This window comes from Nocardia sp. NPDC050435 (assembly GCF_040655395.1).
In the GTDB taxonomy this organism is placed as follows: Bacteria; Actinomycetota; Actinomycetes; order Mycobacteriales; family Mycobacteriaceae; genus Nocardia.
Window position 1 is genome coordinate 658,639 of record NZ_JBFAJW010000001.1, and the last position, 21,252, is coordinate 679,890.

Sequence of the window (21,252 nt, forward strand, 5' to 3'; positions counted from 1 at the left end):
CGATGAACGTCGCCGACCTGGTGGCGGCCGCGCGGGGCGGGTCGGTGCGGGCGGTGGGCCGGTTGCTGAGCCTGGTCGAAAGTCCGCGCCGGGCCGAGGTATTGGCGGTGCTCGAGGCGGTGCCGGTGCGTGTCGTCGGCGTCACCGGGCCGCCCGGCGCGGGGAAGTCGAGCACGATCGCGGCCTTGGTCACGGTCTATCGGGAACAGGGGTCGCGGGTGGCGGTGCTGGCTGTGGATCCGTCCTCGCCCTACAGCGGCGGCGCGCTGCTCGGCGACCGCATCCGGATGGCCGCGCACCTGGACGACCCCGATGTCCTGATTCGCTCCGTCGCCACCCGCGGGCACCTGGGCGGGCTCGCCGAGGCCGTCCCCGCCGCCATCCACCTGCTCGCGGCGCTGTCCTACGACCTGATCCTGCTGGAAACCGTCGGCGTCGGCCAATCCGAGATCGAGATCGCCGCCCTCGCCGACCCGACCCTCGTCATCCTCAATCCCGGTGCGGGCGACGCCGTCCAGGCCGCCAAGGCCGGCCTGCTCGAGGTCGCCGACCTCATCGTCGTGAACAAGGCCGACCGCGACGGCGCCGACCAGACCATCCGGGACCTCCGCGCCGAAACCACCGCCCCCGTCTATCCCCTCAGCGCCACCCGTGGCGACGGCCTCCCCGACCTCGTCCAGGCCATCGAATCCCACCACCGCGCCGACACCCCCGCCCGCCGCACCGCCCGAGCCCGCGCCCAAATCCTGTCCCTCGCCCAATCCCGCCTCCGCACCCACCCCGCCCTCACCGCCTTGGCCACCGCCGTCGCCACCGGCCACACCGACGCCTACACCGCCGCCACCCGACTTCTCTCGCCCCGCGACGACATCCCTACCTGGCCCACGACGAACACGTCTTCGAGATTCTCCGCGCTCAACCGTGATCCGATGTGACACACCGATTTCGGGAGGTCGCTCGGCGGGGTGGGTTCAGGGCCGGAAGCGTAGGAGGGCTTCCTGGGCGAAGGTGGCTACCAGGGTGCCTTCGGGGGTGAGGATGTCGCCGCGGCCGAAGCAGCGGCCGTGGGCGAGGATCGGGCTGTGGTGGCGCAGGAGGAGCCAGATGTCGGGGCGGAAGGGGCGGTGGAACCAGAGGGTGTGGGAGGTGGTGGCGGAGGTGAAGGCGGTGCCGTTGCCGCGCTGGCCGTAGCCTTCGAGCGGGCGCAGGGCGGTGCCGATGAGGTTGAGGTCGGTGGCGTAGGCGATCAGAGCCTGGCCGAGTTCCGGGCCGACCTCGGGGGTGCGCGACCACAGGTCGTAGTCGGGGGCGTGCGCGGCGAGGGTGTCGAGGTCGCCGTCGGCGCGGGTTTCCCAGGGGATCAGGTCGAGGTGGACGCGGTGTTCGGGGCCGAGCACCGGCGGCACCGCGCCGACGGTCTGCTGCTGCGGCCCGTCCTCGGCGACGTGCATGGACACCGCGGCGGTAGCGATGACCGCACCCTTCTGCCGTGCGGTGATCGCCAGCGTCGCGAAAGACCTGCCGCGGTGCTGGATCTGGACGACGTAGCGCACCGGCGCGTCGCTCTTGCCCTCCCGCGCGAACAGCACATGCACGGACTTGACGGCCTTGTCGGGGCAGGCGAGATCGGCGGCGCGCAGGAACTGGGCCAGCAGCTGTCCGCCGAACAGGCGGTGATACTCCAGCTGCTGGTTGGGCCCCTCGAACGTGGCGAGCGTGCCGGGGCGATCCGGGCCGCGCGGGTTCGGATCGCCCGGAGCGGCGCTCGGGCGCAACTCCAGGCAGGACAGCAGATCGGTCCAGAGGTCGGGCATAACCCGATGTAATCATAATTCTCAACGAATGAGAATAAGATTCTCGCTACGCGCCGCCGGTGAACCCGGTCGAGCAGAACTCCCACACCTCACCGGCGGTGATGGGGTGGATGGTCTCCTCGTCGGTGCTGCCGCTGGACTGCGCGGTGAACATGACCGTCTGCATGACGATCGCCGCCATCCGCTTGGGCTCCGCGCCGCTCCGCAACGCGCCCGCCTCGGCCGCCTCGCTCATCAGCTCGGTGAACAGCGCGAGCAGCGGCGCGTGCGCGACCTTGACCTGCGCCGGATGCGAAACCAGCAGGCGCGGTGCGAAATCGGTGAACAGCGGGCGCTGCGCGGTGGGATCGGGCCGGCACAGCTCGAACAGCAACTCGACCGCGACCTGCAACCGGTCCAGCGGATCCTTCTTGCCCGCCGCGGCGGCCCGGATCTGATCGGCGGTGCGGACCAGGGCGTCCTCGAACAGTGCGAGGAGCAGCTCGTGTTTGCCGTCGAACTGCAGATAGAAGCTGCGCAGCGATTGGCGGGAGCGCTCGACGATCTCCTGGACCGTGAAGTCGGTGGTGCCCTTCTCGGTGATGATCGCCTGCGCGGCATCGAGAAAGCGCTGGACCCGCTGTTCAGCACGCAGTTTCGCGCTGCGCAGCGAGCGCTCCACGGCGCGCTGCTTCCAGGCCGGTTCGTCATTCGGAAGGGTCACGGCGCGACCGGTCCTGCGTCATGTGTGGAGAACATGATTGCACCTTACCGGAAACGGGCCTTGTTCTGATCTGTAGGCCGCGTGTCGTGCATTGCTCTGAGACTCTTACTTTCCTCAAATGAGAATGCTATTCTCGCATCGTTGTGCGCCGAGGGCGCGAGGAGGGAGGCGAAGATGCTCTTCGAGTTCGACGCGGATCAGCGATTGTGGCAGGAGACCGTGCGCGACGTCGTCGCCAAACGCTGCCCGCCGACCGTCGTTCGCGACGTGGTCGACCACGGCGCCGATCCCGCCCCGGTCTGGCAGGCCTACGTGGAACACGGATGGACCGAGCTCACCGATCCGGCGAACGCGGTCGAGCTGGCCATCGTGCTCGAGGAACTGGGCCGGGCCACCGACCCCACGCCGTACCTGGCGACCATGACCCACTTCGCCCCGCTGGCACCGGAATTCGTGCGCCCCGCCACCGCCGGGACCGCGGTCTTCGGGGGCGTGCTCGCCCGCCGCGAGGGCACCGGCTGGCGCCTGGACGGCACCGCCCGGCATGTGCTGGACGGCGACCGCGCCGAGCAGCTGGCCGTGGCGACCGCGGCCGGAGTCTTCGTGGTGCCCGCCGACGCCGTCACGACCACGCGCACCGAGATTCTCGATCCGGTCGCGCATCTGGCGGAGGTGTCGTTCGTGAACGTGCGGGTGCGCGACGCGGACCGCACCGCCGCGTCGGTGCGTGAGGCCCGTCGAGCGGCGCTGACCGGTCTGGCGCTGACCACGGTCGGGGCCTGCCGGCGCATCCTGGATCTGGTGCTCGAACACGTGCGCACCCGCGAGCAGTTCGGCGTGCCGATCGGCGCCTTCCAAGCGGTCAAACACAAGGCAGCCGACATGCACGTGGCGATCGAACGGGCCCGCGCCCTGGCCTATTACGCCGCTCTGACCATCGCCGAGCGCGACCCCGGCCGCGAGCTCGCCGCGGTGATGGCCAAGGCGGCGGCCGGGGAATGCCAGGCGCTGGTGTTCCGCCACGGCGTGCAGTTGTTCGGCGCCATGGGATTCACCTGGGAAAACGACGTGCAGTTCGCGCTGAAGCGGGCCAAGTTCGGCGAGCTGCTGCTCGGCGGCGCGGCCACGCATCGCGCGCAGATCGCCGAGGAGTACCGTGCAGCTCGCCTTTGATGCCGACGTGGAAGCCTTCCGCGCCGAGTTCGTCGACTTCCTGACCGCGCACCTGCCCAGCGCGGCCGAGGTCGCCCAGCGTTCCCGCTCCAGCGCGGACGTCCCGGATTGGGCCCGCCGCTGGCAGCGCCTGCTGTTCGACAACGGCTGGCTGCTGCCGGCCAATCCGCCGGAATTCGGCGGCCGCAACGCGACGCTGCTGCAGCAGTACGTGCACCTGCGCGAACTGTCCGAGCGGCGGATCTACCACAGTTTCAATCCGCAGGGCCTGGGCATCATCGCGGCCTCGCTGCTCAGCTTCGGCACCCCGGAGCAGCGCACCCGCTGGGCCGCACCGATTCTGCGGGCCGAGATCACCGCCGCGCTGGGCATGAGCGAACCGGCGGCCGGTTCGGATCTGGCCGGGCTGCGCACCCGCGCGGTGCTGGACGGCGAGCAGTTCGTGGTGAACGGGCAGAAGGTGTGGACCTCGGGCGCACACAACGCCGACGTCCTGCTGACCTTCGTGCGCACCGATCCGGACGCGCCCAAGCACAAGGGCATCAGCGTGCTGCTGATCCCCACCGACACCCCGGGTGTGACCCGGCGCCCCTTCGCCTCCGCCTGCGCCGCCGACGATCTCGACTTCAACGAGGTCTTCTTCGAGAACGTCCGGGTGCCCGCGGCCAACCTGGTCGGCGAACTGCACGGGGGCTGGAAGGTGGCCAACGGCTCGCTCGGGCACGAGCGCACACTGCTGTGGCTGAGTTTCGCCGATCGCCTCGAGGACCTGGTGGCCGACTTCCGGCCGCGGACCGAGCTGGACCGTGACCGCTACGCGACGCTGGTGCTGGATCTGCACGCGCTGCGGCTGCTGGGTTCGGCGGCGCTGAGCCGCGAAGCCCGTGGGCAGCAGGATGTTCCGGCGCTGTCGGTGCTCAAGCTGCTGGGTTCGGAGGCGGTGCAGGCCGCTTCGGAGGCGGCGCTGAACGCCGCGGGCCCCGAGGGGCTGCGGCATCCCGCGATGACCGGCCCGTACACCCCGATGAGCATCGAGCACTTCACCAGCAGCTGGTTCGAGCGCTATCTGCGCAGCTTCGCCGGGACGATCGCCGGCGGCACCTCCGAGATCCAACGCAACATCATCGCCGAGCGGGTGCTCGGCCTCCCGAGAAGCTGAAAAGAGTTACACCATGCGCACTTCCCTGCGGCACGCCGTCACCGCCTGCTGTCTGGCCGCACTCACCGCGACGCTGGTCGCGGGCTGTGGCGGCGACGACGCCGATCCGGTCGCCACGACCGCCGCGTCCGCCACGACCGCCGCCGCGGCGACCAGCGCGACGGCGGCCTCGGCCGCGGACACCAAGGCCGTCACCGACGCCTACGTCACCTTCTTCAACGGGCAGACTCCCGCCGCCACCCGGGCCGGGCTGGTGGAGAAGGGCGCGGCCTTCCAGCAGGCGCTCGAGGGCATGGCGGTCAACCCGCAGGCCGCCGGCACCAGCGTGACGGTCGCGGCGGTCACCTTCGCCGACGGCACGCACGCCGAGGTGAAGTACACGCTGCTGCTCAACGGCAATCCGGTGCTGCCCGATCAGTCCGGCCAGGCCGTCAAGGAGGCCGGGCAGTGGAAGGTCGCAGCGGCGACCTTCTGCGCGCTGCTCGCCATCCAGAGCGGCGGCCAGACCACCGCCTGCTGAGCCCCGGACGACGAAAACTAGTGTGAGAGTGAAGGACCCAGCGTGAGAACGCAACGAATACTGGTCGGGCTGGTGGCGGCGCTGCTGCTGGTCACCGGATGCGGCGGCCGCAGCGGCCCGGGCACCGAGGAGGCCACCGCGGCCCAGGCCGTGACCTCGGGTGACTTCGGTGACCTGAAGGACGTGTGTGGCCCGGGCAAGCCCACCGCGGCCGCCGCGCAGGGCGTCACCGCCGCGGAGATCAAGATCGGGGTCTTCTCCGACATGGGGTTCACCAAGAACTCCGAATTCGTCGACGCGGCAAAGGTGTTCACCTCCTGGTGCAACGCCGCCGGCGGTATCGGCGGCCGCAAGATCGTCACCACGACCCGCGACGCCAAGCTGATGGAGGTCCGCCAGCGCATGCTCGACGCGTGCCGGGAGGATTTCGCGCTGGTGGGCGGCGGTTCGGCGCTCGACGCCCTGGGCGCCAAGGAGCGGCTGTCCTGCCTGCTGCCCGACTTCCCCGGCCAGATCTCCCAGCAGCAGAACGTGCAGTCGGACCTGCAGTACAACGCCTCGGCCAGCGCCTACGTCAACTACTTCCAGTACACCGGCTACTACCGGTGGCTGCTTCAGGAGGCCCATCCCGGCTCGGCCGGGGCGGTCGGCATGATCAACGGCGATTCGCCGGTGACCAAGGTGATGGGGGAGAAGTTCGCGGAGGCCATGCGGGCCGGCGGCGCGAGCTTCATCTACAACGATCTCTACCCGGCCAGCGGGGTCGCCGACTGGACGCCCTACGCGCAGGCGATCAAGAGCAAAGGCGTGAAAGGCCTGATGTTCCTGGGTGATTGGCGGCAGCTGGCCAAGCTGGAGGACGTGCTCACCGGCATGGACTACAAGCTGGACTGGATCGACGCGAACAACAGCGCCTACAACAAGTCGTTCCTGGAGACCGCGGGCCGCTCGCTGAACTTCCAGAACAATTACGCGGATCTGGGCGGCACGGTGCCGGTGGAGAACCCGTCGGCGTCCCCGGCGACCCAGCAGCTGCTGGACCTGTACGAGAAGTACGCGCCGCGCGCCGATATCACCATGGCGGCGATGCGCGCGTTCTCGGCCTGGCTGCTGTTCGCGAAATCGGCGGGCAGCTGCGGAGATCAACTCACCCGCGCCTGCCTCATCGCCGCGGCGGCCCAGGAGAAGGCGTGGACCGGCGGCGGGCTGAACGCGCCCAATGTCGTGGCCGACCGGGAGACCCCGCCCAAGTGCTTCAACGTGGTGCGGGCGACACCGCAGGGCTGGCAGCCCGCTGATTTCAAGCCGGATCAGGGCCAGTTCCGCTGCGACATCCCGGCTTACCGCTACACCGGCGCCTACGACCGTCCGTTCACCCTCGCCGACGTCGGCAAGAGCGTGAGCGACATCAAGTAATGGAACAGTTCCTCACCTTCGGGATCGTGGGTCTGAGCACCGCCGCCATCTACGCCGTGATCGGCAGCGGCCTGGTGCTCACCTACACCACGACCGGCGTCTTCAATTTCGCGCACGGCGCGGCGGGGATGCTGGCGGCGTTCGGCTACTGGCAGCTGACCATCGGCTGGGGCGTCCCGGTCGCGGTGGCCCTGCCGCTGGTTCTGCTGGTACTGGCGCCGCTGGCGGGGCTGGTGGTCGAGCGCGCGATGCGCTCGGTGCAGCGCCTGGGCGAGGCCGAACGCCTGGTGATGACGGTGGCGCTGCTGAGCGGCCTGATCGCCGCGGCGCGGTGGATCTGGGACCCGAACAAGGCGCGCACGCTGCCCGCCTTCTTCGCCGACGTGCCGCCGCTGCGGCTCGGCGCGGCCACCCTCACCTGGCACCAGGCGCTGACCATGGCGGTGGCCGTGGCCGTCGCGATCGGGTTGCGGCTGTTGCTGTTTCGCACCCGCACCGGCGCGGAGATGCGCGCCGGGGTGGACGATCGGGCGCTGGCCGGACTGACCGGCGCGGACCCGGTGCGGGCCAATCGGGTGGCCTGGATCCTGGGCGTCGAACTCGCCGCGGTGGGCGGCATTCTCATCGCGCCCATGGTGAATCTGGACGCCGCGCAGCTGTCGCTGCTCATCGTGAGTGCCTACACCGCGGCGGTTTTCGGCCGGCTGCGCAGCCTGCCGATGACCTTCCTCGGCGCGGTGGTGGTGGGCTGCCTGGAGAGCTACCTCGCCGGATATTTGCCGCAGAACGCCTATTTGCCCGGGTTGCGGCTGGCCGCGCCCGCGCTGCTGCTGTTCCTCGCGCTGCTGGTGTTCCCGCACGGGCGGTTGCGCGGCCGGGACCGGCAGCTGAGCCAGGTGCCGACGCCGACGCTGCGGGGCACGCTGCTGTTCGGCGCGGTGACGGTGGTGTTCGGCCTGATCCTGGCGACGGTGCTGGGTGAGTCGGATCTGATCAGCTACGGCCGTGTCTTCGCCTTCGGCGTGATCGCGCTGTCGTTCGTGCCGCTGGCCGGGTACGCCGGGCAGCTGTCGCTGTGCCAGCTGAGCATGGCGGGCATCGGCGCGATCGCCTACGCGCATCTCGGCCCGCAGGGCCAGGCCTGGGCGCTGCCCGCGGCGGTCCTGGTCGCGGCGGCCGCCGGCGCGGTGATCGCCCTGCCCGCGCTGCGGCTCTCGGGTGTCTACCTGGCGCTGGGCACAGCGGCTTTCGCGGTGGTGCTGGATCGCTGGATCTTCACACTGCCCTCCTTCGAACTGCTCGGCGTGCGGATCACGCTGTTCGAGCAGGGCTCGATCGAGCTCGCCGGGCCGGCGCTGTTCGGTCTGCGGCTGGACAGTACCGCGGAGATCACGGTGTTCGCGGCGATCTGCCTGGCCCTGGCCGGGCTGGGCATCGCGCTGCTGCGGCGCGGCCGGTTCGGCCGGCGCCTCATCGCGCTGCGCGACAGCGAAGCCGCCTACGCCACGCTGGGCGGGAACCTGTTGCTGGCCAAGGTGGCGGTGTTCGCGCTCTCGGCGGGCATCGCCGGGCTCGGCGGCGCGCTCTACGGCATGCAACTGCGCTCGGTCACCGCCGACCAGTTCACCTTCGTCGCGGGGCTGCCGATCTTCCTGGTCGCGGTGTTCGCCGGGCTGGGCGCGATCGGGGCCGGGCTGTTCGTCGGCGTGGCGCTGTTCGGACCGTTGAACGCGGTCCCCGTGCTGTGGCCCTCGACCCAGCATCTGGTCGAGGTGGTTCCGGCGCTGGCCGGTATCGCCTTCGGCGGCGGCGTGGTGCGCACCGGCGCGGTGGCGCGGATGCGGCTGGGCTGGGAACCCGCACTGCGCGACCGGCTTTCGCTGAGCCTGCTGCTCGGGATGCCGGTGCTGCTGTGGCTGCTGCGGCTGGCCGAGGTCATCGACGGCTGGACCCTGTTCTTCGGCTCGCTGATCGCCGCACTCGCGGTGCGGAGCTGGGCCCGGGCCAGGCAGCGCCCGGCCGAAGCCGCCGCCGAGGTGCCGGTGGAGTGGTGGGGTGTGCGCCGGCCGTGGCGCGCCGCGGATCGGGAGGTGCTCGACCATGCCGTCACTACTGCGAGTTGAGGACGTGCGCGTCACCTTCGGTGGCCGCCATGCCCTGGACGGCGCCGGGCTGAGTGCCGAGCGCGGCCGGATCACCGGCCTCATCGGGCCGAACGGCGCGGGCAAGAGCACGCTCTTCGACGTCGTCTGCGGGCTGCGGCGACCCGCGGCCGGCACGGTCCGCCTGGACGGGCGCGACATCACCCGGATGGGTCCCACGCGCCGCGCCCGCCACGGTCTGGCGCGCACCTTCCAGCGACTGGAACTGTTCGGCCGGTTGACGGTGCGGGACAATCTGCTCGTCGCCGCGGAATTGGGGCCGCACCGCCGGCACGCCGCAGCCACCGTTTCCGCCCTGCTCGACCGGCTCGGGCTCGGCGAGGTGGCCGGCACCTGCGCCGACGAGCTGCCCACCGGCTCCGCGCGGCTGGTCGAGGTGGGGCGGGCGCTGGCGGCGCGGCCCAGCCTGCTGCTGCTCGACGAGCCGGCCGCGGGCCAGGACGGCGCGGAGACCGCGCGGTTCGCCGAGCTGCTGCGCGGGCTGGCCGCCGAGGGCACCGCCGTGGTGCTGGTCGAGCACGACATGGGCCTGGTCATGAGCGTCTGTGACGAGGTGTTCGTGCTGGACCTCGGCAAGATCATCTCCTCGGGGCCGCCCGAGCTCATCCGCCGGGACGAGACCGTGCTGGCCGCCTACCTGGGGGAGCTGTGAGCAACCTGCTCGAATTGCGCGGCGTGCGTGCTGCTTACGACGCCATCACGGTGCTGCATGGCGTCGACCTCGCGGTGGCGCCGGGGCAGGTGGTGGCGCTGCTCGGACCCAACGGCGCGGGCAAGACGACCACGCTGCAGGTCGCCGCGGGCGTGCATCCGGTCGCGGCGGGACAGCTGCTGCTGGGCGGCCGCGACGTCACCGGCGCGAGCCCGCGCGATCTCGCGCGGGCGGGCGTGTGCCTGATACCGGAGGGGCGCGGCGTGTTCCCGAACCTGACGGTGCGCGACAACCTGCTGATGATGACGTTCACCGGGCAGCCGCTGGCGCGCATCGAGGAGATCGCCTACACGCGCTTCCCGATCCTCGCCCAGCGGGCGGGCCAGATCGCGGGCACCATGTCCGGCGGCGAACAGCAGATGCTCGCCCTGGCCCGGGGCCTGGCCACCGAACCCGCCGTGCTGCTGCTCGACGAATTGTCCATGGGCCTGGCGCCTCTGGTGGTCGCGCAGCTCTACGAGCAGGTGGCCCGGATCGCGCGCACGGGGGTGGCGGTGCTGATCGTCGAACAGTTCGCCGCCGCCGTGCTCGACATCGCCGACCACGCCGCGGTGCTGGTGCGCGGGCAGATCGAACACCAGGGCAGCCCGGGCGCCGGGCTGCGCGAGGAATTGGCCGCTCTCTACCTAGGAAGTTCCGTATGACCGAGACACGCGCGGACCGTTTCGTCCGTGAGATCGCCGAGTTGAAGATCCCGGATCCGGCCGCGGGCCGGGCCGGGCTGTGGTTGCGGGTGGGCGGCGCGCTGCTGATCGGCGGCCCGGTGCTGACGCTGCTGGCCTATCTCATGGCGCACAACACCTCTGATCCGCTGGCCCAGCGGGACGCGATCATCCTCGCGCTCACGGGCGTCGCGGTGAGCGTGGTGGGCGCCGCGCTGTTCCTGCGCTATTCGCTGACCGGCGTGCTGCGTTTCTGGATGGCCCGCCAGTCCTTCGACCTGGCCCAGCTCGCGGATCGCCTGCCCGGAAAGGAGATCGAGCATGACAGCATCGCCCCTACGACCCGGTGACCAGCTCGCCAGCACGGTGTGCGGCACCCGCGTGGTCGCCGTCCGCGTGCCCGCCACCGGCGCTCCGACGCTGACCTGCGGTGGCGCGCCGATGGTCGCGGCCGCCGGCGCGGCCGCGGCGCCGGACCCCGGAACCGCCGTGACGCTGATCGGCAAACGCTACGTCAACGCCGACGAATCGGTCGAAGTGCTGTGCATCGCCTCCGGCTCGGGCGCGCTCGGCTGTGACGGCGCGCCCATGAGCGTGAAGGCCGCCAAGCCCCTGCCCGCGTCGGACTGAGGAGTTGGACATGTCCGCGGGCATGAGTTTCGAGCTGACGGAGGATCAGGAGCTGATCCGCGAATCCCTGCGCGAACTGCTGAGAAAGTTCGACGACAACTATTGGTCGGAGCGCGATCGCGCGCACGAGTTCCCGGCGGAGTTCTACGAGACGATCGCGCGCGGCGGCTGGCTGGGCATCACCATCCCGGAGGAGTACGGCGGCCACGGGCTCGGCATCACCGAGGCCGCGCTGCTGGCCGAGGAGGTGTCGCGCTCCGGGGGCGGGATGAACGCCGCGAGTTCGATCCATATGTCGATCTTCGGCATGCAGCCGGTCGTGGTGCACGGCTCCGCGGAGCTCAAACAACGCACGCTGCCCCGGATCGCGCGCGGTGAGTTGCACGTGTGCTTCGGGGTGACCGAGCCCGGGGCCGGGCTGGACACCACCCGCATCACCACCTTCGCGCGCCGCGACGGCGATCACTACGTGGTCAACGGGCGCAAGGTGTGGATCTCCAAGGCGCAGGAGTCGGAAAAGATCCTGCTGCTCACCCGCACCCGGCCCTACGCCGAGGTGACGAAGAAGACCGACGGGATGACGCTGTTCCTGACCGATCTGGACCGCAGCCGCGTCGACATCCGCCCGATCGCGAAAATGGGCCGCAACGCGGTGAGTTCGAACGAGCTGTTCATCGACGACCTGCGTATTCCGGTCGAGGACCGGGTCGGCGAGGAGGGCCGGGGTTTCCAGTACATCCTCGACGGCCTGAATCCCGAGCGGATGCTGATCGCCGCCGAGGCGCTGGGGCTGGGCCGGGTGGCGCTGGACCGCGCGGTGCGCTACGCGCGGGAGCGCGTCGTCTTCGACCGCCCGATCGGCATGAACCAGGGCGTTCAGTTCCCGCTGGCCGATTCCCTGGCCCACCTCGACGCGGCGGAGCTGATGCTGCGCAAGGCGACCTGGCTCTACGACCACGGGAAGCCGTGCGGGCGCGAAGCCAACACCGCCAAATACCTGTGCGCCGAAGCGGGATTCACCGCGACCGACCGCGCACTGCAGACGCACGGCGGCATGGGCTACGCGGAGGAGTACCACGTGGCCCGCTATTTCCGGGAGGCGCGCGTCATGCGGATCGCGCCGATCAGCCAGGAAATGATCCTCAACTATCTGGGATCGCACACTTTGGGATTGCCGAGGAGCTACTGATGTCCAGCAGACACGGACTGTTCGATCTCACCGGGCGCGCGGCGCTGGTGACCGGGGCGGCGGGCGGCATCGGCTCCGCCGTGGCCGTGGCGCTGGCCGGCGCGGGGGCGGCGGTGCTGGTGACCGACCGGGACGGCGCGGGGGCCGCCGCCGTGGCGGAGAAGATCGCCGCGAACGGCGGTGTGGCCCAGAGCTTCGCGCTCGATGTGACCGACCGCGCCGCCGCCGACGCGGCGGCGGCGCGCGCCGCGGCGCTGGCCGGGGGGACCTTGCATATCCTGGTCAACAACGCGGGGGTGACCGATCCGGCCATGTTCGCCGCCACCTCCGCGGACTCGGTGCGGCGGCTGCTGGAGATCCACGCGGTCGGCACGTTCACCTGCGCGCAGGCCGCGCTGCCGCACCTGCCGGTCGACGGTACCGGGCGCATCATCAACGTCACGTCCTCGGCCGGCATCGTCGGCACGCTGGGGCAGATCAACTATTCCGCCGCCAAGGCCGCGATCATCGGCATGACGAAATCGCTGGCCCGGGAACTGGCCCGCAAACAGATCCTGGTGAACGCGCTCGCGCCCCTGGCCGCCACCCCGATGACGAGCACGATCCGCACCGACGAGAAGTTCGCCGCGCAGATGCTGAACCGGATTCCGTTGCGCCGCTGGGCCGAACCGGAGGAGGTCGCGGGCGCGTTCGTGTTCCTGGCCTCCGACGCCGCCTCCTTCGTCACCGGTCAGGTCCTGCCGGTGGACGGCGGCATGGTGATGTGATGGCCGACGCCGACCCACCGCGCGCGCCGCTGGCCGGGATCACCGTGATCGCGCTGGAGCAAGCGGTCTCGGCGCCGATGTGCACACGCACGCTCGCCGATTTCGGGGCGCGGGTGATCAAGATCGAGAATCCGGCCGGCGGTGATTTCGCCCGGCACTACGACACGGTGGTGCACGGGCAGGCCGCGCACTTCGTCTGGGTCAACCGCGGCAAGGAATCGGTCACGCTCGACCTGAAAGCCGCCGCGGGCGTGGAGATCCTGCATCGCCTGCTGGCACGGGCGCAGGTGCTGGTCTCGAATCTCGCGCCGGGCGCGACCGGCCGGCTCGGGCTGGCGCCCGAGCAACTCGCGACCCGGCACCCGCACCTGATCGCCGTCGAGATCGACGGTTTCGGCGCGGGCGGGCCGCTGTCGCACAAGCGCGCCTACGACCTGCTGGTGCAGGCCGAGGCCGGCGTCTGCGCGGTGACCGGATTCCCCGGCGCTCCGGCGAAACCGGGGCCGCCGGTCGCCGACGTCACGACGGGACTGTATGCGGCGCTCACGATTCTGGCGCAGCTGTGCGGGCGCTCGGAGTCCGGGCCGGGCACGAGCATCGCGGTCAGCCTGTTCGACACCATGACCGAGGTGATGGGCTACCACCTGACCTATGCCCGGCACGCGGGGATCGATCAGCAGCCGCTGGGCCTGAGTTCCCCGGCGGTCGCGCCGTACGGCTCCTACCGCACCGCCGACGGGCAGACCGTGGTGCTCGGCACCACGAACGACCGGGAATGGCAGCGCCTGGCCCGGGAGATCCTGGGCCGGCCGGATCTGGCCGAGGAGCCGCGGTTCCGCACCAATCCGGGGCGGGTGCGGCATCGGGCCGAACTGGACGCGGCGATCGGCGCGTGGTGCGCGCGCCACGACCTCGTCGAGGTGCAGCGGGCCGCCGACGACGCGGGCATCGGCAACGCGCGCTACAACCTGCCCAGCGAGGTGCTCGCGCATCCGCAGCTGGCGAAGCGGGACCGGTGGCGCACGGTCGACACGCCCGCGGGCCCGATCCCGGCGCTGCTGCCGCCCGCGATCGTGGCGGGCTTCGACCCGCCGATGAACGCCGTCCCGGGGCTGGGCCAGCACACCGACGCCGTCCTGGCCGAATGGGGGTGCGAGCGCGCCGAAATCGCGCGGCTGCGCGAACAGGGTGCGATCGGCCCCGGCTACCGCTGAACCACGAGCTTCGAAATCGACTGTGGGAGAACAGAAAATGATCGACGAACCCGACCTGCTGGTCGACGACCGCGACGGCGTGCGAACGCTGACGCTGAACCGGCCGCGCCGCAGGAACGCCGTCACCTGGGAGCTGTGGGCGCGCCTGCGCGACGCCCTGATCGCCGCGGGTGACGACCCCGGCGTGCGCGCGCTGATCCTCACCGGCGCGGGCGGCGCGTTCTGCTCGGGCGCGGACGTCTCGGTGCTGACCGCCGGGCACCCGGTGCGCAAGATGCGGCTGCTCAGCCAGGTGGCGCTGCAACTGCAGGAGCTGGCGCTGCCGGTCATCGCGAAGGTCGACGGCGTGGCCGTGGGCGCGGGCTGGAACCTGGCGCTGGGTTGCGATTTCGTCGTCGCCACACCGGAATCCAGCTTCGCGCAGATCTTCGCCCGGCGCGGCCTGTCGGTGGACCTGGGCGGGTCCTGGCTGCTGCCGCGCCTGGTCGGGCTGCAACAGGCCAAACGGCTGGCGCTGCTGGCCGAGACGATCGACGCGCAGCAGGCGCGCGAGCTGAACCTGGTCACCTGGGTGGTGCCGCGCGCGGAGATCGACGGTTTCGTCGACGAACTCGCCGACCGCCTGGCCGCCGGCCCGCCCGTGGCGCTGGCCCAGACCAAAGCGTTGCTGAACGAGGGCGCCTGCGGCGATCTGCGCTCTGCGCTCGGCGCCGAGGCTCGGGCGCAGGGCGTCAACTTCGCGACCTCGGACGCGCCCGAAGCGTTCGCCGCCTTCACCGGGAAACGAGAGCCGCGCTTCACCGGCGGCTGGGCCGTAGACGATCTCACGCGCGCCGCGGCGCCGGCACAGGAGAGCGCGCATGTCTGAGGCAGTCATCGTCGAGGCCGTGCGCACCCCGGTGGGCAAACGCAACGGGGGACTGTCCGGGATGCACGCCGCGGACCTGTCCGCGGTCGTGCTCGCCGCCCTGATCGAGCGGACCGGGCTGGATCCGGCGGTGATCGACGACGTGGTCTGGGGCTGCGTGTCCCAGGTCGGCGACCAATCCAGCAATATCGGCCGCTACGCGGTGCTGGCCGCGGGCTGGCCGGAGAGCGTGCCGGGCACGACGGTCAATCGGGCCTGCGGATCCAGCCAGCAGGCCCTGGATTTCGCGGCCCAGGCGGTCATGTCCGGGCAGCAGGAGGTGGTCGTGGCCGGGGGAGTGGAGGTGATGAGCCGGGTGCCGCTCGGCGCGGCCAAGGCCGGCGGGAGCCCCTACGGGCCGAAAGCGCTGGCGCGGTATGCGAACTTCTCGTTCAACCAGGGGGTGTCCGCGGAGCTGATCGCCCGCAAGTGGGGCTTGGACCGGACCAGGCTCGACGAGTACGCGGCCCGCTCCCACGAGCGTGCGGCGGCGGCGCAGGACCGCGGCGCCTTCGACGCCCAGATCGTGCCCGTCCCCACCGAATCCGGAACCGTGCGCGCCGACGAGGGCATCCGGCGCGGCACCACCGCGGCGAAGCTGGCCGGGCTGAAACCGGCCTTCGACCCGGACGGAGTCATCCACGCGGGCAACGCGTCCCAGATCTCCGACGGCGCGGCGGCGGTGCTGATCACCACCCCGCAGCGGGCGCGGGCCCTGGGACTGCGGCCGATCGCGCGGTATCGCGCGGGCGCGGTGGCCGGATCGGATCCGGTGCTCATGCTCACCGGCCCGATCCCGGCGACCGAGAAGGTGCTCGGCAAGGCGGGGATCGCGCTGGACGAGGTGGGCGTGTTCGAGGTCAACGAGGCATTCGCGCCGGTGCCGCTGGCCTGGCTCGCCGAAACCGGCGCCGATCCCGAGCGCTGCAATCCGCTCGGCGGCGCGATCGCGCTCGGGCATCCGCTGGGCGGGTCGGGCGCGGTGCTGCTGACGCGCATGGTCAACCACATGCGCGACAACGGGATTCGCTACGGCCTGCAGACCATGTGCGAGGGCGGCGGCACCGCCAACGCCACCGTCGTCGAACTCGTGTCCTGAAGGAGCCGCTATGCGCAGGGATGTCTACACGCCGGATCACGAAGCGTTCCGGCAGCTGGCCCGCGAGTTCATCGGCAAGGAGGTGGTGCCGAACTATCCGGACTGGGAACGGGCCGGGCGGATGCCGCGCGCGGTCTTCGAACAGCTGGGCGCGCTGGGCCTGCTCGGCACCGCGATCCCCGAGGAGTACGGCGGCGCGGGCCTGCCCGACTACCGCTACAACGCGGTGCTCCAGGAGGAAGCCCAGCGGGCGCTGGTCACGCTGAGCACGGTGCGCACCCAGATCGATGTCATCCTGCCCTACTTCCTCGAGTACGCGAACGCCGAACAGCGGCAACGCTGGTTCCCCGGCCTGGCCGCGGGCCGGCTGCTCACCGCGGTCGCGATGACCGAGCCGGGCACCGGTTCGGATCTGGCGGGTATGCGCAGCACCGCCGTTCGCGACGGGGAGGAGTACGTGCTCAACGGCGCGAAGACCTTCATCACCGGCGGCCTGCTCGCGGATCTGGTGGTCGTGGTCGCGCGCACCTCGACCGATCCGGATGATCGCCGCGCCGGATTGACCCTGCTGGTGGTCGAGGACGGGATGCCCGGCTTCGAGAAGGGCCGGGTCCTGGAGAAAATGGGCTGCAAGGTGCAGGACACCGTCGAGCTGTCCTTCGCCGATGTGCGGGTGCCGGTGGCCAACCGGCTCGGTGCGGAGGGCGCGGCGTTCGGCTACCTGGGACACAACCTGCCCCAGGAGCGGATGACGGTCGCCGTCGGCTCGGTGGCGCAGGCGCGCGCGGCGCACGCCGCCACCATCGAATATGTGAAGGAGCGCAAGGCTTTCGGCGCTCCGGTCGCCTCGTTCCAGAACACCAAGTTCGAGCTCGCCGCGATGTCGGCCGATATCGAAGCCGCCCAGGCGCTGGTCGACAACGCGGTGCTGGAACTGGTGGCGGGCCGGCTGTCCGGCCCGGACGCGGCGCGGGTGAAATTGTTCGCGACCGAGGTCCAGGCCCGGGTCGTGGACCGCTGCCTGCAACTGTTCGGCGGCTACGGCTACATGATGGACTACCCCATCGCCCGCCTCTACACCGACGCCCGGGTGGCCCGGATCTACGCGGGGACCAGCGAGGTGATGAAGCTGATCATCGCGAAATCGCTGGGTTTGTGACCTGTTTCAGCAGGTCGATCAGCGGCTCCAGCTCACCGAGGTGCGCGCCGAGACCGGCGGTCGTGGCGCGCACCTCGGCGATGTCCTTGGCCAGGAAACCGTCGACGGCCGCGACGAAGTCACCGACCGAACCGCGGGCCGCCGCGCCGGCGAGCGCCCGGCCGCCCGCGCTGCCGTGTGGCAGGGCGCGCAGCACGGTCTGCTCGTCGAGACCGAATCGAGCCGCGAGACGGACGATTTCGGCGAGGACGCCGAGCTGTGCGGCGAACGCGGCGTTGTTGAGCAGTTTCATCCGCTGCCCGGACCCTAGCGGTCCGACGTGCAGGATCGGCTCGGCGTAGCAGGAGAGCACCGCTTCGGCCCGCCGCACGGCCGCGTCGGCGCCGCCGGCGAAAACGGTCAGCGCGCCCGCCGCGATATCGTGCGGCCCGCCGCTGACGGGAGCGTCGAGCACGTCGACACCGTACTGCGCGGCCCGCTCGGCGACCGCCGCCATCGTGCCCGGCCCGGCCGTCGTGTGGACCACGAGGACCGATCCGTGCGCCATGGCGGGCAGCAGCTCACCGTCGAGACACACCGCTCGCACTTGCGCGTCGGTGAAGACGCAGACCACCACCAGTGCCGCGCCGGCGGCGAGTTCGGCTGCCTGCGCGGTGACCAGCGCCCCGGCCGGTAGCACGGGCAGGTCGCCGTCCGCCGACCTGCCGGTTCGGGGCGGCCCCGAGGCAGCCCGCTTCCGGCCGGGCGGCGGGTTTCCCGTCGAGGTGCGGGTGAGGACGCGGACCTCGTGCCCCGCGGCGAGCAGGCGATCGATCATGGGCGCGCCCATGCGTCCTGCCCCGACGAATCCGACGCGCATCGGGTTCCTTTCAGTGGCCGAGGAGGTCATCCATGACCGACAGCGTGTTCCGGGCGGCGGTGAAGACGACACCGTCCGCGGCGCCGGCGCGCGCGGCCAGGTCGGCGGCCAGGGCGACATCCTTGCGCAGCAGGCCGGAGGCGTGTTTCGCGATGCTGTCGAGTCCGCCGCTCGCGACCACGCGGCCCAGGGCGAAGCTGTTCGCGGTGCCCTGGGAAATGAGTTCGCCCAGCCCTTTCGGATCGAGACCGAGGCTCTCGCCGACGCGCAGGGCGCCCGCGGCGGTGGCGAGGTTGGCGGTGAAGAGCAGATTGTTGATGATCTTGGTGACCTGGCCCGCGCCGACCGCGCCGAGGTGCACCACCAGTCGCGCGTAACTGTCGAAGACCGGACGGCAGCGGTCGACGACGGCCGCCTCGCCGCCCGCCATCACCAGCAGGGTGCCCGCCTCCGCCGCCGGGCCGCCGCCGCTGACCGGTGCGTCGAGCAGCGAGATGCCCTGCGCGCCCACGGTTTCGGCGAGCTCGATGCACGTGTCCGGATGGACGGTGCTGTGCACGGCGAGGACGCCGCCGGGCCGCAGCCCGGCGAGGACGCCGTCCGGCCGGGTGACGAGCTCGCGCACGTCCGCGTCGGAGACCACGCACAGGCACACCAGGTCGCTGGCCGCGGCGAGCTCGGCGGGAGAGCCCGCGAAGGCGGCGCCGGTGTCGCGGAAGGCTTCCAGCGCCTCGGGGCGGCGCGCCCACAGGGTGACGGGGTGCCCGGCCGCGGCGATCCGGCGGGCCATCGGCCCACCCTGGATGCCCAATCCGATGAATCCGACCCGCATCAGCGGTCCTCCGTGATCGTTTCGGTCTGCGGCACAGCCGCTTCGGTGGATTGCGCGCATTCGGGCGGCTCCGGCTCGGGCCGCCAGCACACCGCCAGCAGCGCCGCCGTGGCCGCCACGCCCACGCCGAGCGCGATCGCGCCGCCGGCCCACCCGGTGCGCTCGATCCCGGCGAGCCGATCCAGCGACCAGCGCCCCGGGCCGAGCACGCCGAGCGCGAGCGCCGTCGTCGCGAGCACCAGCACGTACTCGTATCCCTCACGGAAGACGAAGAATCCGTTGGCCCGGTGCGCGAGCAGCCCGGCGACCAGCATCACCGAGACGACCGCGGCGCACGCCAGCGGCGTCAGCAGGCCGAGCACGAGCAGCGCGCCCGCGCCGATCTCGGTGAGCACGCTGAACCACGCCTGGGTCGTCGGATACCGCAGCCCGAGTCCGCCGAACCAGCGGGCGGTACCGGCGATCCGGCCGCCGCCGAGCCAGTGATTGACGCCGTGGGCGGCCATTGTGCCGCCGACCACCACGCGCACCAGCAGCAGCGCGAAATCCGCCGCCATCGGTTCACCTCCCGTCACGCTAGGTATTCCGGCCGCCGTTGACCCCGAGGATCTGCCCGGTGATGTACCCGGCCTCCTCCGAGATCAGGAACGCGCAGGCCGCGGCGATGTCCTCGGGCCGGCCGACCCGGCGCACGGGGGTGCGCTTGATGTGGTCCTGCACGCTGCCGCCGAGCAGCCGCCGCTCCTCCGCGCCGCGCAGCATCGGGGTGTCGATGAATCCCGGCGGCACCGCGTTGACGGTGATCCCCGAGGGGCCGAGTTCCAGCGCCAGCGCCTTGGTCAGGCCGTTCACCGCCGACTTGGCCGCGACGTAGTGCGCCATGAACGGCTGCCCCGAATGCGCGCTGGAGGAGGAGATGTTCACGATCCGGCCCCAGCCGGTGTCGAGCATGTCCGGCAGCACCGCCTGCACACAGTGGAAGACGCCGTCCAGGTTCACCGCGACGACCCGCTGCCACTCCTCGAAGGACAGATCGGCGAACCGCTTGAAGCCCTCCATCCCCGCCGCGTTCACCAGAACCGTGACCGGGCCGAGCTTCGCGCGCACGGCGGCGTACGCCTCGGACACCGCGGCCGGGTCGGTGACATCGGCGGTGAAGGCCAGTTCGTCGTCGTGGGAGCGGCGCAGGTCGAGCGTGGCGACCGAATAGCCGTCGGCGCGCAGTCTTTTCGCGACCGCCAGGCCGATCCCGGAGGCGCCGCCGGTGACGACGGCGGTCTTCGTCGCGGCGCTCATCCCCACGGCTCTTCACCGGCGATGGTGGTGCGGTGCATCGTGCGCCGCGAGGCCGGGTCGTAGGGCAGCGCGCGGTGCAGCATGCCGGTGTTGTCCCAGACCACCACGTCGTCGACGGCCCACTCGTGGGTGTAGCGGAACCGTTCCTGGGTGGTCCACTCCAGCAGTTCGTCGAGCAGCGCGCGGCTCTGCTCGGCGGGCATGCCGACGATGTGGTCGGCGGTCGCGCCGATCACCAGCGAGCGGCGACCGTCGCGGCGCTGCCAGACCAGCGCGGTCTCGTGGCTGCGCAACCGCCGCCAGGCCGCGAGCTCCTGTTCGGAGGGATCGGGGTGGGTGAGGCGTTGCGCCGCTTCGAAACTGTGCACCACCCGCAGCTGTTCGTAGCGCTTCTGCTCCTGCTCGGGCAGGGCCTCGAAGGCGGCGTAGGTGCTGGCGAATTCGGTGCCGCCGCCGGTCATGGCCACGTGCCGGCCGGTCAGCATGGTGGCCTTGGCCGGGACCTCGTTGGTGGTGTCGTCGATGTGCCAGTGGAATGTGCTCTTGAGGTATTCGGCCGAGGGCTGCACGGCCGGGTCGAGCGAGATCTTGAAGATCTCCTTGCCCGCCGGCGCCAGCACCGTGCCGAGGCGCCGGCTGAAGGCCAGCTGGGCCTCGTCGTCGAGGTGCAGCCCTCGGATCAGCAGGACGCCCCGCCAGGTGAGTGCCTCCAGGCAGCGACTGATCACGGCTTCGTCGAGCAGGTCCTCGACGCCGGTGACCTCGACGCCCAGGGCCGGGCTGAGCGCTCTCGTCTCGATCACAAGAATCTCCCTTCCATCATTGGAGAACGGTACTCTCGCAATTCTCTCCGGGGCAAGTCCTCCGTGATCCGGTACGCCGGGGCTGGTCGCGGTCCTGCGATCGGGTCGCGGGCCGAAAGTCGCCGGGGGTTACGAAATCTCGGCCGTGCGGTTAGATTCGCGGAAAACGATTTATG

At 71.2% G+C, this 21,252-nt stretch carries 23 protein-coding genes; 16 read left to right on the plus strand and 7 right to left on the minus strand.

Features of this window, described 5'->3' with window-relative positions:
* Nucleotides 1-2: 2 nt before the first annotated feature.
* The gene (locus AB0I43_RS03205) at nt 3-935 is read left to right on the plus strand and encodes a GTP-binding protein (protein ID WP_356972846.1); all 933 of its coding nucleotides are present in this window, start codon (nt 3-5) and stop codon (nt 933-935) included.
* Nucleotides 936-971: 36 nt separating this feature from the next.
* Here the strand turns inward: AB0I43_RS03205 and AB0I43_RS03210 are convergent, their stop codons facing one another.
* Together AB0I43_RS03210 and AB0I43_RS03215 are read right to left on the minus strand one after the other, a co-directional pair.
* Nucleotides 972-1,814 (minus strand): acyl-CoA thioesterase domain-containing protein, encoded by an 843-nt coding sequence (locus AB0I43_RS03210; RefSeq protein WP_356972847.1) that lies wholly within the window; start codon nt 1,812-1,814, stop codon nt 972-974.
* Nucleotides 1,815-1,860: 46 nt separating this feature from the next.
* A complete protein-coding gene (locus tag AB0I43_RS03215) occupies nt 1,861-2,517 on the minus strand; it encodes a TetR/AcrR family transcriptional regulator (protein WP_356972849.1) in 657 nt (218 codons plus the stop codon).
* 174 nt (nt 2,518-2,691) lie between these two features.
* On the opposite strand from AB0I43_RS03215, the gene AB0I43_RS03220 reads away from it, so the two are divergent.
* Genes AB0I43_RS03220 through AB0I43_RS03290 form a run of 15 tightly spaced genes read left to right on the plus strand, consistent with a single transcriptional unit; the run spans nt 2,692 to nt 17,286 of the window.
* Complete coding sequence (locus tag AB0I43_RS03220; RefSeq protein ID WP_356972851.1) at nt 2,692-3,690, plus strand: acyl-CoA dehydrogenase family protein; 999 nt, start codon at nt 2,692-2,694, stop codon at nt 3,688-3,690.
* Nucleotides 3,674-4,849, plus strand: coding sequence for an acyl-CoA dehydrogenase family protein (locus AB0I43_RS03225; protein WP_356972853.1), 1,176 nt, complete (start codon nt 3,674-3,676; stop codon nt 4,847-4,849). Before AB0I43_RS03220 ends, AB0I43_RS03225 begins: the two co-directional genes overlap by 17 nt.
* 13 nt (nt 4,850-4,862) lie before the next feature.
* Nucleotides 4,863-5,369, plus strand: coding sequence for a hypothetical protein (locus tag AB0I43_RS03230; protein WP_356972855.1), 507 nt, complete (start codon nt 4,863-4,865; stop codon nt 5,367-5,369).
* A gap of 42 nt (nt 5,370-5,411) precedes the next feature.
* Nucleotides 5,412-6,785 carry an ABC transporter substrate-binding protein gene (locus AB0I43_RS03235; RefSeq protein ID WP_356972857.1) on the plus strand — a complete coding sequence of 458 codons (1,374 nt, stop codon included), beginning with the start codon at nt 5,412-5,414 and terminating at the stop codon, nt 6,783-6,785.
* The gene (locus AB0I43_RS03240) at nt 6,785-8,908 is read left to right on the plus strand and encodes an ABC transporter permease (RefSeq protein WP_356972859.1); all 2,124 of its coding nucleotides are present in this window, start codon (nt 6,785-6,787) and stop codon (nt 8,906-8,908) included. Before AB0I43_RS03235 ends, AB0I43_RS03240 begins: the two co-directional genes overlap by 1 nt.
* The gene (locus AB0I43_RS03245) at nt 8,886-9,599 is read left to right on the plus strand and encodes an ABC transporter ATP-binding protein (protein WP_356972861.1); all 714 of its coding nucleotides are present in this window, start codon (nt 8,886-8,888) and stop codon (nt 9,597-9,599) included. The genes AB0I43_RS03240 and AB0I43_RS03245 overlap by 23 nt, the downstream gene beginning before the upstream one ends.
* Nucleotides 9,596-10,303 carry an ABC transporter ATP-binding protein gene (locus AB0I43_RS03250; protein WP_356972863.1) on the plus strand — a complete coding sequence of 236 codons (708 nt, stop codon included), beginning with the start codon at nt 9,596-9,598 and terminating at the stop codon, nt 10,301-10,303. Before AB0I43_RS03245 ends, AB0I43_RS03250 begins: the two co-directional genes overlap by 4 nt.
* Nucleotides 10,300-10,671, plus strand: a complete 372-nt coding sequence (locus tag AB0I43_RS03255) for a hypothetical protein (protein WP_356972866.1) — start codon at nt 10,300-10,302, stop codon at nt 10,669-10,671. Before AB0I43_RS03250 ends, AB0I43_RS03255 begins: the two co-directional genes overlap by 4 nt.
* Nucleotides 10,643-10,951 (plus strand): hypothetical protein, encoded by a 309-nt coding sequence (locus AB0I43_RS03260; protein ID WP_356972868.1) that lies wholly within the window; start codon nt 10,643-10,645, stop codon nt 10,949-10,951. Before AB0I43_RS03255 ends, AB0I43_RS03260 begins: the two co-directional genes overlap by 29 nt.
* 22 nt (nt 10,952-10,973) lie before the next feature.
* Nucleotides 10,974-12,140 carry an acyl-CoA dehydrogenase family protein gene (locus tag AB0I43_RS03265; RefSeq protein WP_356973136.1) on the plus strand — a complete coding sequence of 389 codons (1,167 nt, stop codon included), beginning with the start codon at nt 10,974-10,976 and terminating at the stop codon, nt 12,138-12,140.
* Complete coding sequence (locus AB0I43_RS03270) at nt 12,140-12,907, plus strand: SDR family NAD(P)-dependent oxidoreductase (protein ID WP_356972869.1); 768 nt, start codon at nt 12,140-12,142, stop codon at nt 12,905-12,907. The genes AB0I43_RS03265 and AB0I43_RS03270 overlap by 1 nt, the downstream gene beginning before the upstream one ends.
* On the plus strand, nt 12,907-14,121 hold the full coding sequence (locus AB0I43_RS03275; RefSeq protein ID WP_356972871.1) for a CaiB/BaiF CoA-transferase family protein: 1,215 nt from the start codon (nt 12,907-12,909) through the stop codon (nt 14,119-14,121). The genes AB0I43_RS03270 and AB0I43_RS03275 overlap by 1 nt, the downstream gene beginning before the upstream one ends.
* Nucleotides 14,122-14,158: 37 nt before the next feature.
* Entirely contained in the window at nt 14,159-14,989 is an 831-nt protein-coding gene (locus AB0I43_RS03280) for an enoyl-CoA hydratase-related protein (protein WP_356972873.1), read from the plus strand.
* Entirely contained in the window at nt 14,982-16,127 is a 1,146-nt protein-coding gene (locus tag AB0I43_RS03285; RefSeq protein WP_356972874.1) for a thiolase family protein, read from the plus strand. Before AB0I43_RS03280 ends, AB0I43_RS03285 begins: the two co-directional genes overlap by 8 nt.
* A gap of 10 nt (nt 16,128-16,137) precedes the next feature.
* Nucleotides 16,138-17,286, plus strand: a complete 1,149-nt coding sequence (locus tag AB0I43_RS03290) for an acyl-CoA dehydrogenase family protein (RefSeq protein WP_356972875.1) — start codon at nt 16,138-16,140, stop codon at nt 17,284-17,286.
* Here AB0I43_RS03290 and AB0I43_RS03295 read toward each other — a convergent pair.
* Genes AB0I43_RS03295 through AB0I43_RS03315 form a run of 5 tightly spaced genes read right to left on the minus strand, consistent with a single transcriptional unit; the run spans nt 17,261 to nt 21,076 of the window.
* Nucleotides 17,261-18,145, minus strand: coding sequence for an NAD(P)-dependent oxidoreductase (locus AB0I43_RS03295; RefSeq protein ID WP_356972877.1), 885 nt, complete (start codon nt 18,143-18,145; stop codon nt 17,261-17,263). The two genes, AB0I43_RS03290 and AB0I43_RS03295, sit on opposite strands and share 26 nt — an antisense overlap.
* A 10-nt stretch (nt 18,146-18,155) precedes the next feature.
* Nucleotides 18,156-18,977, minus strand: coding sequence for an NAD(P)-dependent oxidoreductase (locus AB0I43_RS03300; RefSeq protein WP_356972878.1), 822 nt, complete (start codon nt 18,975-18,977; stop codon nt 18,156-18,158).
* Complete coding sequence (locus AB0I43_RS03305; protein ID WP_356972879.1) at nt 18,977-19,534, minus strand: DoxX family protein; 558 nt, start codon at nt 19,532-19,534, stop codon at nt 18,977-18,979. The genes AB0I43_RS03300 and AB0I43_RS03305 overlap by 1 nt, the downstream gene beginning before the upstream one ends.
* A gap of 19 nt (nt 19,535-19,553) precedes the next feature.
* Nucleotides 19,554-20,273 (minus strand): SDR family NAD(P)-dependent oxidoreductase, encoded by a 720-nt coding sequence (locus AB0I43_RS03310; RefSeq protein ID WP_356972880.1) that lies wholly within the window; start codon nt 20,271-20,273, stop codon nt 19,554-19,556.
* Complete coding sequence (locus AB0I43_RS03315) at nt 20,270-21,076, minus strand: TauD/TfdA family dioxygenase (protein ID WP_356972882.1); 807 nt, start codon at nt 21,074-21,076, stop codon at nt 20,270-20,272. The genes AB0I43_RS03310 and AB0I43_RS03315 overlap by 4 nt, the downstream gene beginning before the upstream one ends.
* Between the last annotated feature and the right edge of the window lie 176 nt (nt 21,077-21,252).

What these genes read in the sequence shown, in the direction of transcription:
- AB0I43_RS03220 (WP_356972851.1), top strand. Translation starts at nt 2,692, where the DNA reads ATGCTCTTCGAGTTCGACGCGGATCAGCGATTGTGGCAGGAGACCGTG.
- AB0I43_RS03265 (WP_356973136.1), top strand. Translation starts at nt 10,974, where the DNA reads ATGAGTTTCGAGCTGACGGAGGATCAGGAGCTGATCCGCGAATCCCTG.
- AB0I43_RS03305 (WP_356972879.1), bottom strand. Translation starts at nt 19,534, where the DNA reads ATGGCGGCGGATTTCGCGCTGCTGCTGGTGCGCGTGGTGGTCGGCGGC.
- AB0I43_RS03295 (WP_356972877.1), bottom strand. Translation starts at nt 18,145, where the DNA reads ATGCGCGTCGGATTCGTCGGGGCAGGACGCATGGGCGCGCCCATGATC.
- AB0I43_RS03210 (WP_356972847.1), bottom strand. Translation starts at nt 1,814, where the DNA reads ATGCCCGACCTCTGGACCGATCTGCTGTCCTGCCTGGAGTTGCGCCCG.
- AB0I43_RS03270 (WP_356972869.1), top strand. Translation starts at nt 12,140, where the DNA reads ATGTCCAGCAGACACGGACTGTTCGATCTCACCGGGCGCGCGGCGCTG.
- AB0I43_RS03240 (WP_356972859.1), top strand. Translation starts at nt 6,785, where the DNA reads ATGGAACAGTTCCTCACCTTCGGGATCGTGGGTCTGAGCACCGCCGCC.
- AB0I43_RS03300 (WP_356972878.1), bottom strand. Translation starts at nt 18,977, where the DNA reads ATGCGGGTCGGATTCATCGGATTGGGCATCCAGGGTGGGCCGATGGCC.
- AB0I43_RS03205 (WP_356972846.1), top strand. Translation starts at nt 3, where the DNA reads ATGAACGTCGCCGACCTGGTGGCGGCCGCGCGGGGCGGGTCGGTGCGG.
- AB0I43_RS03290 (WP_356972875.1), top strand. Translation starts at nt 16,138, where the DNA reads ATGCGCAGGGATGTCTACACGCCGGATCACGAAGCGTTCCGGCAGCTG.
- AB0I43_RS03285 (WP_356972874.1), top strand. Translation starts at nt 14,982, where the DNA reads ATGTCTGAGGCAGTCATCGTCGAGGCCGTGCGCACCCCGGTGGGCAAA.
- AB0I43_RS03255 (WP_356972866.1), top strand. Translation starts at nt 10,300, where the DNA reads ATGACCGAGACACGCGCGGACCGTTTCGTCCGTGAGATCGCCGAGTTG.
- AB0I43_RS03230 (WP_356972855.1), top strand. Translation starts at nt 4,863, where the DNA reads ATGCGCACTTCCCTGCGGCACGCCGTCACCGCCTGCTGTCTGGCCGCA.
- AB0I43_RS03245 (WP_356972861.1), top strand. Translation starts at nt 8,886, where the DNA reads ATGCCGTCACTACTGCGAGTTGAGGACGTGCGCGTCACCTTCGGTGGC.
- AB0I43_RS03280 (WP_356972873.1), top strand. Translation starts at nt 14,159, where the DNA reads ATGATCGACGAACCCGACCTGCTGGTCGACGACCGCGACGGCGTGCGA.
- AB0I43_RS03260 (WP_356972868.1), top strand. Translation starts at nt 10,643, where the DNA reads ATGACAGCATCGCCCCTACGACCCGGTGACCAGCTCGCCAGCACGGTG.
- AB0I43_RS03275 (WP_356972871.1), top strand. Translation starts at nt 12,907, where the DNA reads ATGGCCGACGCCGACCCACCGCGCGCGCCGCTGGCCGGGATCACCGTG.
- AB0I43_RS03310 (WP_356972880.1), bottom strand. Translation starts at nt 20,273, where the DNA reads ATGAGCGCCGCGACGAAGACCGCCGTCGTCACCGGCGGCGCCTCCGGG.